Source organism: Microbulbifer sp. ABH2_005 (genome assembly GCF_056160005.1).
The window spans coordinates 46,013-61,832 of the sequence record NZ_JBSWWI010000003.1; the positions used below are offsets into that span (position 1 = coordinate 46,013).

Consider the following 15,820-nt stretch of genomic DNA (forward strand, 5'->3'; position numbering starts at 1 on the left):
GTCACTCATGGTAAGGTTGACCGATCATTACGAATACACTTTTGAGTGCAACAAACTGAGCACTCGCGAACAGAATTAATGGAGAGTAGCGTGAAATCCGGCAAGGCCTTGGCAAAACACCTCAAGCGGGCATCTGGCTTTATCTTGGTCACTTGGGTACTGGCTCCCATATCCTGGGCCGCAACGGCAACCGAGCAACTGCAGGGTGTGATCGAAGATCACTGGCAGTATCGTCTGCGCGAGGATCCAATTACTGCGGGACGTATGGGGGTGTCGGACTATAACCGCCAGTTGCCGGGGGTGACTGCTGAGGATAGAGCACGTCGGTTGAAGTCTGAACAGGAATTGCTACAGCGCTTGCAAACGATAGACGCTAGCGAGTTAGCGGATTCGGACAAGGTTAATCGGGAGTTGCTCACCTGGGTACTGGAAAATTCCATTGAGGCCAATCAGTTATTCTTAATGCGCATACCGCTCAATACCTTCTCTAGTTTTTTCGGCACAGCCCTGGATGCGCACAGTGGTCTGGCGATGACCAGCGTCGCCGATTACGAGGATTACATTGCCCGTATCCGCGAGTTTGGCCGCTTCTTCGATGAGAATATTGCCAATATGCGCGAGGGTATTCGCACAGGTTTTGTTTTGCCCCAAATAGTGGTGCAAGGCATAGCCCCTACGGTGCGAGCCCAGGTTTATAAAGACCCAATCAAAAGCAGCTTGTATAAGCCCTTTACCGAGATGCCTGCTGCAATTACTACTGAAGAGCAGCAGCGCCTGCGCAATGCCGGTAAAAAAGCCATTGAACAGGTAGCCATTCCGGCTTTTGACCGTGTAGCAAATTTCCTGGAGGGGGATTACCTAAAAGCTGCCAGCGAAACCCTTGGGGCCGAGCAAATACCTGGTGGTGAGGATTACTACCGCCACAACATCGGCTATTACGTCACCTTAGATATGGATCCAACGGAAATCCACCGCACAGGCCTTTCCGAAGTGAAGCGTATTCGTGCGGAAATGGAAGCGCTTATCAAAGAGTCTGGTTTTAAAGGCAGCTTTGAAGAATTTACCCATTTTCTTCGTACAGATCCCCAGTTCTATGCAAAAACCCCGGAAGAATTGCTAAAAGAGACTGCCTATGTCTCTAAGCGAATCGACTATGTATTACCGGAGTTTTTTAATCTGCTGCCACGCACGCCCTATGGAGTGGTTCCGGTACCCAGCGAAATCGCACCCAACTACACCACCGCTTCCTATAATCCTGCCGCCATCGGTGGCACTCGTGGCGGAGCCTATTGGCTGAATACACACGGCCTGGATCAGCGCCCACTGTATGAGCTTCCTGCCTTAACCCTGCATGAGGCGGTGCCCGGCCACCACCTGCAAGGCGCCTTGTCCCAAGAGCTGGAGAATGTGCCGGACTTCCGCCGTGATCTGTATTTGAGTGCATTTGGTGAAGGATGGGCACTTTACTCCGAGCGCTTGGGCAAGGAGATGGGCATATACACGACACCCTATGAGCACTTTGGCCGCCTCAGCTATGAAATGTGGCGCGCTGCGCGGTTGGTAATTGATACTGGAATCCACTCCCAGGGCTGGACTCGCCAGCAGGCGCTTGATTTCCTCTCCAGTAATACCTCGCTATCTCCCGCGAATGTACGCGCAGAAGTGGATCGTTACATATCCTGGCCGGGCCAAGCCCTCTCTTACAAAATGGGAGAAATTAAGATCCGTCAGTTACGCGCTCAAGCGGAAAAGGAGCTAGGAGAAAAATTTGATCTGCGTGCTTTCCACGATGCACTGTTAAAAAATGGAGCCCTACCGCTTTCCATGTTGGAAGAGCAGATGCAGCGGTTTATTACAGAGCAGAAGGGCTCTTAAAGTATTGTTTTTACAATTCCGCTCTAAATTGTTAGAGCGGAATTGTAAGTAGAAGCTGACGCATCCCCAGCAAACTATTTATTCACGCGAAAAGTCAGCTTATTTTCAAGTAAAACCTATCCACCCCATAGCGTGGGCGTACTTTATTAGCATCCCGCTACACATAAAAACGACTACCCCTCTTAAATAGGCAGGGTTGATTTTAAAAAGGCAGTGTGATCCTATCCATGCACCTATGACTTGTCCAATCATCATTAGGGTGCCTATGACCCACACCACTTGCCCAGCAAGTAAAAATACCAATAAAGAGGCTAAATTAGTGGTGAAGTTAAGAGGTTTTGCCATGGCGGTGGCGGTCAATAAATCTTGTCCACGGCAAGCAATACCAGATAAAGTAAAAAATGACCCAGTCCCAGGCCCGAACATACCATCATAGTATCCAATGAATGGAATTACCCCATATTGATATTTTCTGTTAGATAACTTGGGCTCATCATTATTCTGATTCATAGACGGAGAAATCAGAAAATAAATAGCAATAAATAACAGCACTACAGGAATAACAAAAGACAAAATTTCAGTGTTGATAAACTGAATAATTATTGTTCCAAACGCTGCTCCAATAAAGGCAGATAGCATTAATTTTTTAATCCCGTCCCAATTTATTTTATTACTCCTAATCATCATATAGGTGGCTGTTGCTGTACCGATACTGCCTTGTAATTTATTAGTACCTAAGGCAGACAGTGGCGGTACACCACTTAGAATCAGGGCGGGAACTGTTATCAAACCGCCACCGCCCGCTAATGTATCGAGTAGACCGGCAATAACGGCAACCAAAAATAAAACAGATAACAATTCCAGGGAATAGCTTGCGAACTCCAAATGAGTATCTCCTTTCGTCTGTAGCTAAGATTTCTCTTTCAGTAACCTTCTTGTCATTTCAGCCGTCTTTGTTTTTCTTCCACCATGTCAGGAAATTTTCCCCAATGGAGTGCTGGGGTAGAGAGTGAGAATCTTCTTCAATCTCCTGTTCTTTTTCCATTTCAGTGACTTTTTGGTTAGCTGTATTGAACCAAGCTTTGGGGTCTTTTGTTCCCTGCTGTAGAGCATTGCCATAGAGCGCAGCACTAAACCAGGTGCGCTGGGAATCGTCGCTGCAACCAAAAGAGGTTCTATTATCGGCCGCGGAGGTGAATACGATACGACTTGGAGTGCTTAAAGGCTCAATCCATTGGCCGGAATAGCAGGCAGAAATCACTATCCACTGGTATTGTGCATTGAGGTTATCCAGCCACTTTTTTCCGTCGGCCACTGACAAGTCCATTAGTGGCATTTTACCCTCAGCGATTTTTAAATCGCCGTTGCGAGCACCGTGGCTAACAAGGTGTACAAACAATAGATCTTCTTGAGGGTCCAGTAATTGATCCAGGGCATTGAGGCTTTCCTGAATACTGGTGCGCGTGGCGAGAGGAAAGCTGTAGCCGCCACCGTTGCTGAGACGTAACACGCGTTTCTCAACACCAAAGGCCTCATCTATGCGCTCTGCTACCCAGTCCAATTCTCTGGCAAAAACCGGAGAGGTGCCATCACCGCCAACTAGCAATGTATATACATCTCGCACGCCAGGCCTCTGTGGTGCCAGTGAACCAATAGCGTTTTGTAAGCGATCACTCTCACTATATAAGCGGGTTTCCGCCTGGGCGCTGGGAATATTCGCCTGCGCGCGCCAAGCATCTTCGCTGGGGTAATATATATTTTCGGAGAAATAGCCAGATTTCTCGATAGTGTTTCCTTCGGCATCCGTACTAATTTGTACGCCTTCACCCTCAGCTTCCCCATAGCGGAATGTGGCGTGGATAATAGTGCCGTCGGGCTGGGTTAGTTTACCTTCGCCGTGCGGGTAATAATCCAGAAACTCACCGCTATACACTTCACCGTCATTCCATTTTACTGTGCCTTTTTGCAGTTCTCCTTCACTGAAATGACCCGACCATTCATTTTCGCTACAGGCATAGCGACCTTTGCCGTGCGGTTCACCATTGAGGAATTCACCTTCATAAGTACAGCCATCCGCTTCGGTAAGTAGTCCTTGACCACGAATGAGGCCATGGTGAAATTCTCCGCGATAATGATTGCCATTGGGCCACTGCAACTGACCTCGGCCATGGAAAAAGCCGTTTTGTAAGTCGCCTTTGTATACGGAACCATCTGGCAGGGCGGTGCCGCCTGCAAACTGTGTTGGCTCGCAGGCACTAAGAAGGAAAAAAAGCGGGGTTAGGTAAGCGTATCTCATTCCGTGATCCATCATTGGTGCTCTGGAGTGAGATTAACAAAATGGCGCCAACAGGGCTCTAGGCTTTATGTAGTTGTTAGATGTAGTTGCTCGAACTTGAGCCCATATTTATCCAACAGCTGGCGTACCCGGTGAGAATCGTTATTCGATTTTTTCGCGGTGCGACTCACCTGGAATAGTTTGCGACCGGCTTCTGCCATGGAATTGGATTCCTCACATACCCGGATTAGCCCTGCCAGTTTGATTTGCTCGTAGTAATCCATTTGTTCAAAACTGCCAGGGCCCAGTAGCGCTTCGATACGCGCAAAGGGTAGCGATGCTCCATTATTATTTGGGGTTTGCCATTTGAAGCGCAGTCGCTGGATTTCCTCCTCCACCACTTCAGTGGTGATGCGCCCACCATCGGCAAGAGTGCCCATACGCAGGATACTGGCATTAAGATCGCGGAAGTTAGCGGACCAGCTGGCCTCTGCTGAAAGGCCAAAGTTGAGGTAATTTTCCCGTGCCGCTTTATTGAAGCTCACCAAATGGCCGGACTTTCTGGAAAAAGCCTCCAGCTCAAAGTCGATATTGGGTTCCAAGTCTTCCATGCGCTCACGCAGGGAGGGTAGGCGGTAGGTCCATAAGTCGATACGAGCCAGCAGGTCTGCGCGAAACTTACCCTCGCGGCTGAGCTGTACAAGATCCCGGTTGGTGCCGGCGATCAACTGGAAGTGACTGCTCACTTCTTTGTCTGAGCCGAAGGGCATGAAGCGCTTGTGCTCTATGGCCCGCAGCAGCATCGCCTGCTCGTCCAGTCCCAATTCACCGATTTCATCCAGAAATAGCAGGCCCTTATCCGCCTCCATTAATAGCCCAGGGCGGTGAGTGGTGGCGCCGGTAAAGGCACCTTTGCGGTGGCCGAATAGGGCGGACATGGCATTCTCGCCGCGCAGGGTGGCGCAGTTTACCGCGACCAGGCCCCCTTCCAATTTTCCCCGTTGCTTACGTAGCTCATAGACACGCTGGGCCAGCTGCGATTTACCTGCTCCCGTCGGTCCTGTAATCAGAATGGGTGCGTCGGAGCGGATAGAGACCTGTTCCAACTGCTCGATCATCTGATTAAAGGCGAGATTATTCGTCTCAATGCCGCCTTTCAGGTAGGTGGTGCCCTCCTGGTGTTCTCGCTGGAAGCGTGAGGCAATCTGGTCGTACTTGGATAGATCCAAATCGATAATCTGGTACTGACCCGGCAGGTTACTGTTTTTATGTGCTGGGGAAGTTTGCAGCAGGCGCCCAGGGAAATAACCGGCCTCTGTGAGCAGGTATAGGCAGATCTGGGCCACGTGGGTGCCAGTCGTGATATGTACCAGGTATTGCTCCCGGTCTGGCTTAAAAGCGTAGTCGCGAGCGAAATCCAGCAGGTTGCTGTACACACTCTCGAAATCCCAGGGGTCATTGAAGTTGACCCGGTGATGGACCACCTCTGTTTCAGGGGAAACACGTGCAATGTCCTCGGTGACCTGATCTGCCAGGTTCTTCGAATGGTTATCGAAAAGGAGTTCCAGCCGATCGATTAGCAGGTCATCGTGCTGGCACATGGAGATATTGGGCCGCCACTTATCCCAACGCTTGTCGCCTTTGCCGCGCCGATCCTTAGTGGTACCGAGAATACTGATAGCTACTGTTTTCATGCTATCTAAAATAATAAATAGCTATCTAAAAAGATAGATAGCTATTGTTTTCAACTTAGCTAAAGTTCCCTCAGAAATCTACTTATGAAATTATTTTCCCTTTAAAAACAATGGCTTAAATGATTTTCAGAAGTTTTTTCAAAAGTTGGCACCCAATTCGCTATATCAATGGCAGGAGAAACCCATGAAGTGATAACGCGGTTTCACGAGATTTCAGCGGTTTCATGAGATTTAAAAGGAGCGAGAGATGAAACCATTGCCGTATGAAGTGATGCAGGCAGGTGGGGTACCGATTAAGTCCTGGACCTTAGGTGTACCCTTTGAAGAAGAAGCCAGGGCTCAACTCAGAAATATTTCGCAGTTGCCTTTTATCCACAAATGGGTGGCGGCAATGCCCGATGTACACCTGGGCAAAGGCGCCACCATTGGCAGTGTGGTACCCACCCTGGGCGCGGTAATCCCCGCAGCCGTGGGTGTGGATATTGGCTGCGGCATGATGGCGGTGCGCACTAGCCTCACGGCGGCACAGCTGCCAGATAACCTGGCGGGTGTACGCAGTGCCATTGAGCGCGCCGTACCCCACGGCCGCACTGGTCGGCACCGGGGCAGGGGTCGGGATAAGGGTGCCTGGGAGAATCCTCCAGATGATGCACTAGCCGGTTGGACGCCTTTGGCAGCGCCGTTTGAGTTGCTGAAGGAGAAGCATCCAGTATTGAAAAATACCAACAATATCAATCACTTGGGGACTCTTGGTACCGGTAATCATTTTATTGAGATGTGCCTCGATGAGCACGGCAGTGTGTGGCTGATGTTACATAGCGGTTCTCGTGGTGTGGGTAACCGTATTGGCACTTACTTTATTGAGAAGGCCAAGCGGGATATGGAGCGTTGGCATATTCATTTGCCGGATAGTGACTTGGCCTATTTCCCTGAGGGTAGCGAGCATTTCGATGACTATGTGCAGGCGGTGGAATGGGCGCAGGAATTTGCTCGTATCAATCGGGAAGTCATGATGGCGCGTACTATCGGCGCGGTGAAGCAGGCACTGGGCATGGATTTTGAGGCGCGTATGGAGGCGGTTAACTGCCATCACAATTACGTTTCCCGCGAGCACCACTACGGCAAGGATGTACTGGTAACCCGTAAGGGCGCTGTAAGGGCGCGTGTTGATGAAATGGGCATTATTCCCGGAAGTATGGGGGCCAAGTCTTTTATTGTGCGGGGGTTAGGAAACGAAGAAAGCTTCTGCAGCTGTAGCCATGGTGCCGGGCGGGTGATGTCCCGTACCAAGGCGAAAAAACTGGTATCCCTGGAAGAGCATCGCGCGGCTACTGTCGACGTGGAATGCCGTAAAGACGAAGGTGTGATCGACGAAACCCCATCGGCCTACAAACCTATTGAGAAGGTTATGGCAGCACAACAAGACCTGGTGGAAATCGTTTACACCCTCAAGCAGGTAGTCTGTGTCAAAGGATAGTCAGCGCTGGCCGCGAATAAGGCCTTTAGTAGTGAGGAATGTCGGAAGTTATGCCCAAAGGGCAGGCTCTCCGCAAACAAGTTTGAATGTTTTGTTCCAGTCAGCGGAGCCGGTTCTGTATGCCGGCCTGGCACCCCCGACGTTGGCGGTAGGTGTACCCACTGGGGCAATCTTCAAACGCTAACTTTGTAGCTCAATTGGTAGAGCAACCGTTAAATCGGTTTGTTACAGGTTCGATTCCTGTCAAAGTCACGTCGCCTGGAAAGCGACTTTAAGGGAAGGCGAGAGCCTGGGGTTCGAGTCCCCACAAAGAAGTCCTCTTTGTTGAAATCTATCTGGGGCTCACTGTGTCTATGGTATGGACTGTTGGATTTTGCATCAATGGTCAAACACAAAGGCACTCCGGTGACAGTGTCGCCTTGCGTGGGTTTGCGTTGTGCGAGTGGATTATAGGATTTGCATTGATTCTATTTTAGACAGGGATTTTGGTTGCGTTACCCGGGATGGGTGAATGAAGAATTTTGCAAAACCGCTGTCATTTGCTCCCATTGTGTACAAGCGTTGGGCCACCCTGTGATCGAGTGGATCCCACCCAAAGGAATAAAAAGATAAGAGATCGGAGAAATGAAGTCTCTCTTTAAAATATGGAAGATTGTCAATGTGGCTGATAATGAGCGAGCACTGCTGTTTCGCCGCAGTCGATTTGAAAGGGTGCTGCCACCAGGGCGCCACCGTATCTGGCTGCTTTCCGGTGATGTACGGGTGGAAACCTATGATATTAGCGATGTGGTTTTTGATGCGATCAAGGCAAAGTTCCTACTGAATACTTATGGCGATTTGTTAGGTGAATATTTACAGTCCTACGAGCTGTCTGATCAACAAGTTGGACTTTTCTATCGGGATGGTCACCTGGTGGATATCCTTGCCCCTGGTAGTTACCGTGCCGTATGGAAAGGGGGGGAAGCGGTTCGTGTAGGTATTGTGGATATTTCCAGGGAATACACGATCGATGACAATGTACTGGGGCTCCTCGGTCGTGGTGCTTGCGCAAGCCAAATACGCATTGCTGCTCAAGCGGTAAGCTATAACGAAGTCCCCGATGAGTATGTGGGCCTTTTAATTGTCAATGGAAAATTGGAGAAAGCGCTGCAGCCGGGTCGCTATGGATTTTGGAAATACAATCGCTCTATTGCAGTGAAATTGATAGATATGCGCTTGCAAACTATAGAAGTAAGTGGCCAGGAAATTCTAACCAAAGATAGAGTTAGCCTGCGCATTAACCTGAGTGGCAGCTTCAAGATTACAGATCCACAAAGGGTGGCATTAAAACTCAGTGATTATAAAAACCATATTTATCGTGAACTGCAATTAGGTTTGCGTGAAGCGGTAGGTACCCAGACTCTGGATAGTTTATTGGCAGATAAAGATCGGCTGAATATTGTTATTGCAACGGGTATCCATAAAAAACTAGCCCATTACGGTATCGAGATTGTCAGTGTCGGAGTGAAAGATATTATCTTGCCTGGCGATATGAAGATGATTCTCAATCAGGTAGTGGAGGCACAGAAGGAGTCTGAAGCGAATTTAATAAAGCGCCGTGAAGAGACCCAGGCTATGGGCTCCCTGCATAACACTGCCAAGATGATGGATAATAATTCTACATTACTGCGTCTAAAAGAATTGGAATCTTTAGAAAAGGTCAGTGCACGCCTAGATAAAATATCGGTGTATGGTGGCCTTGATGGCGTGCTTAATGATCTGGTAAAACTGCGCTCAACTGCCTGATGAAAAAAATAACAGAATTATTTAGTGGTAATAAAGGAATCGATGAGTGATTGAGATAGACGGCGCCCAGGGGAGGGCGGCGGACAAATATTACGGACTTCCCTTACTTTGTCCTTGTGCCTGGGAATGCAGGTTCTTATTAAAACTATTCGTGCAGGCCGTAAAAGCCTGGCCTTTCAAATCGTATTGTCACCGCTATTGTTGACCAGTGGTATAAGCAATTTTTGCTTTGAACGCTGTACCTACAATAAAAAATTCCTCAGTTTTTTCCAAAAATAATTTTCTACCAGCGTTAATGCGTATAGGTGCAGGAAAAGAAGCTGGAGCGAAGATATAAATACTGACTGTAGATTTTTCATGAGAAATCGGTTCAAGGGTAACTAAAATAATCCGATGAAGAGGTTAGATAAAAATAGAACGAAAGTAACTCAAGCAGCACAGTTAATTGAGGAAAACCTTCATAGAAATTTGAAAATTACCGATATTGCTAATCATGTTCATCTGTCGTCTTTTCATTTTCAACGATTGTTTTTTGCCTATATGGGAGAACCTGTGAATCGCTATATTGCGGTGCGTCGTCTGGAGACCGCAGCATTGGAACTCACCAACACTCCAAACGTCAACTTACTACAACTTGCACTTAATTGTGGTTTTCAAACCCATAGCGCTTTTTCTCGGGCATTCAAAAAACAGTTCGGAATAAGCCCCTCTGCTTTTCGCAATTCTCCCGAAGCCGCGGAAACAGGGGTGCAACAGGGCCGCCCGTATTTGATCAATCAGCCGCCGCGCCAGGTGATTGAGCCAGTCGAGATCGTCACTCTACGACCATTCTATTTCCGCTTTCAGCAGTCGAGAGGAACCTATGAAGGCCAGTTTTTCCACAAGAGTGATTTGGATATTGGTGCATATTTTTTAGCGCTACTGAAAGAGACAGTGCCACCGGATCAATTCTTGATGAGCTGTTTTCCTAACACCCCCCAGATGCTCAATGATGATACCGTTACAGTTTGGTACGGTGGAGCCTATTCAGAACGCCTGAACAACAACAAAAGCTATAATTGGCGCATGTTCGACGCTGGTACATGGGCGGTCTTTGAACACTGGGGGGATTACAAATTCCTCTACCAAACTTGGAACCAGATTTATCGCAACTGGCTTGCTCAGACAGCGTATAGGCTACGTGATGAATTTCCGTTCGAAGCTTATTCGGGAACACCGAACTACATCGATCCAGCAAAACAACTCACTCGTATTTATATTCCACTCAGAAAAGCATGATAGGAACAGCAGGTTTCCACTTTACTTGCTAAATTCGTCCGAAACAAAATTGTTCGGAATTAAGCCATGCAACTTCATCAATACCCAGCCACCCAGATTTGTGCAGCCTTGTCGGCAGGCGATATCCAGGCCAAAGAGGTAATACACCACCAGCTAGAACGTATACAGCGCCTCAACCCGGTGATCAATGCCGTTGTAACACTCAATGAAAACCAGCCTACAAGTAATATGCGTCCGTTGGCGGGTTTGCCCATCACCCTGAAGGATCAAATTTACTATCACGGGATGGCCTGCACATTCGGGTCGGAACGTTACAAGGGGTTCCACCCTACCCAAACCGCATCTGCCGTGGAGCGGCTGCTGAATGCTGGTGCTCAGGTTATGGGTAAAACGAATCTTCCGCCCCTCTCGATGGACTTTCAGTGCAGTAATACCCTATTTGGCACCACTAACAACCCTTGGAATTTAGAATACACACCGGGAGGGAGTAGTGGTGGCGGTGCAGCTGCGATAGCAGCGGGGATGAGCTTTGTCGATATTGGTACAGACTTGAGTGGGTCTTTGCGTATCCCCGCCTCATTTTGTGGTGTGTTTAGCCTTCTGCCGAGCGAGGATGCCATTCCCATTGATGGGACTATGCCAAACCAGGCTGCACCGCTGAAGCATTTTGCGCGTATGGGACCGATTGCCAGAACTTGCGATGACTTGGACCTGGTATGGACACATATGAATAACCAGCCAGACGTTGGGCAGAAAGAATTTAAAATGCCAAAGGTCAACTGGAGTGTCGATAGCGGCGGGATTGAAGTTTGTAAGAGCATCGTTAAATGTTTTGAAAATGCGAAAAACGTATGGGAAGAATCTGGAGTTCACGTAGTACAGGCGCAACCAAAAGATTTCGATTTTAAACGTGCACGTCGCGCATTTGGTGAAATTATGGGGTTTGAAACAAGCGCTTTGATGTCGGCGCCTGTACGTTTTCTTTCCAGCATTCTTGGGCGTGCAAGTGCGCGTCGTTCACCAGAATTTATCGCGAATGTCATGCTTGGTTATCGTCACAATAAAAGCCGCCTCAGCAATGCAATTGACGAAAAAAAGATATTGTCTGGTGCTATTGATGCCTTTTTGGCTGATAACAGTGTATGGGTGTTGCCCGTCACGGCGACTTCGGTGTTTAAGCATATGGCACCAACCAGCGATCGCAATGGTGTGCGTGATTACGCCCTCCCTATGTACATCAATGAGCAATCGGTAAATTATTTTGATGCGATGGCAGCCTTTACAACGCCGATTTCACTGACGGGTCATCCAGTTGTGACCTTACCAATAGGATTTGATGGGAACGGGCTTCCGATCGGAGCACAGCTGATCGGCCTTAAAGGCCAAGAGAAAGAGCTTATCGAAACTGCGAAACGCTTACATAACATTCTGAAACCACACCAGTGTCCCATGTTTACGAATGGCTAATAGTGGTTTCTTTGTGTCAGTTAATTGGTGTGGCTCTCGATTTGTGGTAAGAGGATGAGGGTTAGTGCGAGTGATAGTAGGTAAAAATAAATAGAAAGTATTTACGAATAGTAGATACAAGGGCCTTAAGCTGTCCTACCTCTTTGGGTATTCGCTGCCCAAACTTAATATTCTATTGCAACAGCAAAGGCAGAATTCACCAGATTTTTGGTGTAACCTGCCTTTAAAGGGCCGTCCATATCGCTAGTAGCTATTTGGCTTGCCGGTCCCATCTTTGAGGTAATCCTGAAGACTTTCCTGCAGGTAATAATCCCATCCACTTTTACACATATCCCAACATTTCATTTCTGGGGATAGGCCAATATGGGTAAATGTAATTAGAGTTCCCTTATTCGCTTCAGAAAATTCGAATCGCAGAGTACTGCCCTTCCACTCCTCTGGGTTATCTACATTATCAGAAACCATATTGGATTCGGTGCATTCAAGCTCAATCAATTTCTCGGGTTTCAATATTTTGGCTTGAAAGACCCAGTAAGACTGCCCCTTAAAACCGGTTTTGGCGATGTCGCCCACCTTTAGGAAGGGTGCGCTTACCGGTGTCCACCACTGGGACATTTTTTCGGTTACCGCCTTGTAAGCATCTTCCCGGGAACTTGGGCTAAAAAATGATGTAGTGTAGTTGGACATCACCGCTTCCCCTAGGGTTGTCAGAACTGGGTCCGGAGGGTAGGCAAAGAATACTATTTACCTTTCATCAGTAATCCAGAGATTTCGCCTTTGGGGTCTAGTTTACTGTGTAGGTTAATGAAGACCTTTCCATCCATTAGTCCTTTCCGATAGGGCTCTTCCACCATCCATTTACCCATAATAAATCCACTGGTGCCCTCGGAGCATTTCTTTTCCAGTCCGTGTTTATCCTTATCGGTTTTGGTCTTGGGCCAGTCGGCAACCATGCCGGGGTTTGTCGGCATACCACAGATAGTTTGGATAATCGGACCGCTTGCTTTGCCTGGCTCACAAATAGGGGGCTCTTTGCCATCACCGGCACACTGCATATGGAAGTGCGACATGGTTACTCCACCGGGTGATAGGTGGCTGTAACCAACCATAAAACTCAGCATGTGTGTCTGGTTATTGTAGGCGCCAATAAAGTAGCCACCCGCATCTTTAGGGGTTTGTGGGTTCACCTTTTTGCCGAGCATATTTTCGTTAGCGGTAGTCAGGTCGGCCTTGAAAATGGTAAATCGCTTGTCATCCCCGGCATCGGACCAGGCTTTCTCGCCAGAGCCATGTTTGGCAGTGGGTGAGTCTTTTTCTTTTTTATGGTGGTTATCTGCAGTGGCGAAGGTGGAATGGGCCAGTAAAAACATCGCCATTATTAAATAAGCGATTTTGGGTAATGAACTGAGTTTCATAAATCTCTCCTCTATATTGAATCGATCTTGTTATTACCAGCACGAGAAATTGGATGCCAGACGCTCAATAGTGAACTTATTTACTATGAAGATCCGTGTAGATCATGGGTGGCTGGCGATAAGTACTTGTAGCATATGTACTAGGTGTTAACCCTTTGGGGCCAATTTAGAAGACAGAATTTTTGTACTGGGTATGTTGAGGTACAAAGGAAAACCGCAGAGGATGGATGTTCAGACTGACAGGAAGCGAAGGGTAAGGGAGGAGGTAGACAGGAGGCAGCCGGGAAAGTTGGAGTTATCGTAAAAAATTATTAACAGGCATTTTCGCAAAATTAAAACACTGGATACAGGGATTGCTTATCCATACCCAGTGACCTTGCTGTTGAGGTGGGGCGCTATCACCCCGCATCCCTCCAAACCAATTCCCGTTCTCGGGCATAAAGGGGAGTGAAGTTAAATTGTACCTCTGTGCCCCCCTCCTCACGCCGCTGAATATTCAATTTGCCGTTCAGATTACTGGCGCGTTCCTGCATGATTGACATACCGAAGTGGTTGCGTTTTTCCGGTGCGTTGCTGATACCGACGCCATTGTCGCGGATGCGAACATTAAGCGATTGGTTTTTAGCCTGAATCAGGCTGATTTGCACCATATCTCCCTGGGAGTGATAGACGGCATTCTGGGTAGCTTCGCGGACCAGCTGCAGCAGGTGGATTTCCTCGTGGGGAGTGAGCGGCACTTCATTGAGGTGATAGTCGAGCAAAATAGTAATCTGCGGGTGTTGCTCGCGATAGGCGAGGATGGATTGCTCGAGGATATTGCGTAGACCGCCAGGGCCTATCTGTAACCTGAAGGTGGTGAGCAGCTCGCGCAGCTGGCGATAGGAGGAGTCCAAGCCCTCTTTTAACTCGGTAATAATCTCCTTCACCTTGGATTTATCCACCTGTTCGCTGCGATTGGCGCGACTGAGTCTAGTGACTTGGATTTTCAGGTAGGACAGGGACTGGGCCAGGGAGTCGTGCAACTCCCGCGCAATGATTGCGCGCTCATCCAGAAGGGCAACGCGGCGTTCCTGGGCCTCGCGCTCGTTGATAGCGATGGCGGCGGTGACGCTGTCGGCAAAGGTGGCTAGGCGCTGTTGCTGTTCCTCATCGAGGCTGTTGCCTCTGGGCAGAGTGCACATCAGTACGCCGTAATTGCGCTTATCCACTTCCAGGGGGAAGCGGTACACGCGGAACTCTCCCTCATCGGAGGGTCCGCAGGTGCTCACGCAAACACGACAGTCACTGCCGCTGCACTGGCTGTTGCCAAACCCCTGCACCAGATGTTCGTAGGGGGCTTCGCCTTCAGGTGTCATCAGGCACAGGTCCAGGTTGTTCAAGTCGGCGACATTGGCGAACTCGCCCAGCCATTGCCCCAGCTCGGCCCCGGCTAGGGGCCCCTCGCTAATACGCCGTGCCAGGCGGTATTGGAAATCCAGTGCCTCGTGGCTTTTTTGTAATTGGGCGGTTTTTAATTCGACCCGGTGGGCCAGGTCACGATGGGTTGCGTGGATCTCGTCGCTCATATAATTGATGGTGCGCGCCAGTACCCCCAATTCATCCTCGTTGTCGATTTCCAAATGATGCTGATTGAAGTTCCCCTGGGCGATGCTCATTGAGAGGCTGGTGAGTTGCTTCAGGGGTTGTTCCACGGAGCGATGCAGTATGTACAGGGACAGGTAAACAAGCGCCACTATGGCAAACAGGGAGGCCACCTGTAGCAGGCGTAATAGGCTGATCTTTTGCTCGGCGATGGTTTGATAGTCCAGTACCAGGGTGTCTACGTCGTGAATAAATGGTTCCAGGTGAGTGGCTAACTGCAGGGAGTCCATGCTTGTGCGACCGGCGGCGATGGATTCCAACAGAGGGCGAATCTCTCCCTCCCAGCTGTCGATCACCTTGCGGTAGTTATGCGCCGCGCGCAGGTTATCGCTGGCACTGAAGTCGGAAATACTCAATACCCGGCTCAGGCGCGAAGTGACCTCGTTCGACAGTGTGGCGGTGGCTTCCATATCACCAGAGGGGGCTGTCGCTGCGAGACGGTAACTCATAGCACGCAGGGACCCGGCCAGGTTCACTGCGGCGGCATCGTTTTCCGCGGCGTCAGAGATAATGTAAGAGGCCACCATGGAGCTCAGCGCGACTAACACTGTGAGCAGCATTAGGGTGCCGATTCGATAGACGATGGACTGTCGGATTCGGTTCAACATATCAGTTCACTTCGATCTCGGGCCGCTGTTGGATAGCCTCTATTGTGCCGCTTACGAGCGCTCAAATTTGTGAGTACCACCAAAGAGTGCCAGTTTTGCACAAAATTTAACCTATTGCCTGCGTTTTAAATAGCGCCTAAGACACTACGGGACTTACGCCCGACCCCAGCCGTCCACTGGCGCCATTTTCTTACCTACTCATGGGTAGCCCAGCGCTTTTCTACCCCTTTTTGGTCAGGTGATCCTCTTTTACAGCGCTTTTATATTCCCAGCTAACCCGATGCTTTAACCGCATTTCGATGCCC

The 15,820-nt window shown here is 49.1% G+C and carries 12 protein-coding genes; 6 read left to right on the top strand and 6 right to left on the bottom strand.

Features of this window, described 5'->3' with window-relative positions; all coding sequences use genetic code 11:
* The first annotated feature begins 90 nt into the window (after nucleotides 1-90).
* A complete protein-coding gene (locus ACXAFI_RS19110; protein ID WP_475110048.1) occupies nucleotides 91-1,875 on the top strand; it encodes a DUF885 domain-containing protein in 1,785 nt (594 codons plus the stop codon).
* 105 nt (nucleotides 1,876-1,980) lie between these two features.
* On the opposite strand, the gene ACXAFI_RS19115 is transcribed toward ACXAFI_RS19110, so the two are convergent.
* From ACXAFI_RS19115 to rtcR, 3 genes are all read right to left on the bottom strand, one after another.
* A complete protein-coding gene (locus tag ACXAFI_RS19115) occupies nucleotides 1,981-2,760 on the bottom strand; it encodes a TSUP family transporter (RefSeq protein WP_475110049.1) in 780 nt (259 codons plus the stop codon).
* A 58-nt stretch (nucleotides 2,761-2,818) separates the two neighbouring features.
* Nucleotides 2,819-4,171, bottom strand: a complete 1,353-nt coding sequence (locus ACXAFI_RS19120) for a C13 family peptidase (RefSeq protein WP_475110050.1) — start codon at nucleotides 4,169-4,171, stop codon at nucleotides 2,819-2,821.
* Nucleotides 4,172-4,236: 65 nt separating this feature from the next.
* Nucleotides 4,237-5,844 (bottom strand): RNA repair transcriptional activator RtcR, encoded by a 1,608-nt coding sequence (gene rtcR, locus ACXAFI_RS19125; RefSeq protein WP_475110051.1) that lies wholly within the window; start codon nucleotides 5,842-5,844, stop codon nucleotides 4,237-4,239.
* A gap of 247 nt (nucleotides 5,845-6,091) precedes the next feature.
* Here rtcR and ACXAFI_RS19130 point away from each other — a divergent pair, with 247 nt between their 5' ends.
* The 5 genes from ACXAFI_RS19130 to ACXAFI_RS19150 all read left to right on the top strand — a co-directional run bounded on the left by ACXAFI_RS19130 (nucleotide 6,092) and on the right by ACXAFI_RS19150 (nucleotide 11,851).
* Nucleotides 6,092-7,321, top strand: coding sequence for an RtcB family protein (locus tag ACXAFI_RS19130; RefSeq protein ID WP_475110052.1), 1,230 nt, complete (start codon nucleotides 6,092-6,094; stop codon nucleotides 7,319-7,321).
* Nucleotides 7,322-7,945: 624 nt separating this feature from the next.
* Nucleotides 7,946-9,106, top strand: a complete 1,161-nt coding sequence (locus tag ACXAFI_RS19135) for a slipin family protein (RefSeq protein ID WP_475110053.1) — start codon at nucleotides 7,946-7,948, stop codon at nucleotides 9,104-9,106.
* Nucleotides 9,107-9,220: 114 nt separating this feature from the next.
* The gene (locus tag ACXAFI_RS19140) at nucleotides 9,221-9,385 is read left to right on the top strand and encodes a hypothetical protein (RefSeq protein ID WP_475110165.1); all 165 of its coding nucleotides are present in this window, start codon (nucleotides 9,221-9,223) and stop codon (nucleotides 9,383-9,385) included.
* Nucleotides 9,386-9,499: 114 nt separating this feature from the next.
* A complete protein-coding gene (locus ACXAFI_RS19145; protein WP_475110054.1) occupies nucleotides 9,500-10,384 on the top strand; it encodes a helix-turn-helix domain-containing protein in 885 nt (294 codons plus the stop codon).
* 66 nt (nucleotides 10,385-10,450) lie between these two features.
* A complete protein-coding gene (locus tag ACXAFI_RS19150; RefSeq protein WP_475110055.1) occupies nucleotides 10,451-11,851 on the top strand; it encodes an amidase in 1,401 nt (466 codons plus the stop codon).
* A gap of 243 nt (nucleotides 11,852-12,094) precedes the next feature.
* On the opposite strand, the gene ACXAFI_RS19155 is transcribed toward ACXAFI_RS19150, so the two are convergent.
* The 3 genes from ACXAFI_RS19155 to ACXAFI_RS19165 all read right to left on the bottom strand — a co-directional run bounded on the left by ACXAFI_RS19155 (nucleotide 12,095) and on the right by ACXAFI_RS19165 (nucleotide 15,515).
* The gene (locus tag ACXAFI_RS19155) at nucleotides 12,095-12,538 is read right to left on the bottom strand and encodes an SRPBCC family protein (RefSeq protein ID WP_475110056.1); all 444 of its coding nucleotides are present in this window, start codon (nucleotides 12,536-12,538) and stop codon (nucleotides 12,095-12,097) included.
* 53 nt (nucleotides 12,539-12,591) lie between these two features.
* The gene (locus tag ACXAFI_RS19160; protein ID WP_475110057.1) at nucleotides 12,592-13,266 is read right to left on the bottom strand and encodes a CHRD domain-containing protein; all 675 of its coding nucleotides are present in this window, start codon (nucleotides 13,264-13,266) and stop codon (nucleotides 12,592-12,594) included.
* A gap of 398 nt (nucleotides 13,267-13,664) precedes the next feature.
* A complete protein-coding gene (locus tag ACXAFI_RS19165; protein ID WP_475110058.1) occupies nucleotides 13,665-15,515 on the bottom strand; it encodes a histidine kinase in 1,851 nt (616 codons plus the stop codon).
* Nucleotides 15,516-15,820 lie beyond the last annotated feature (305 nt).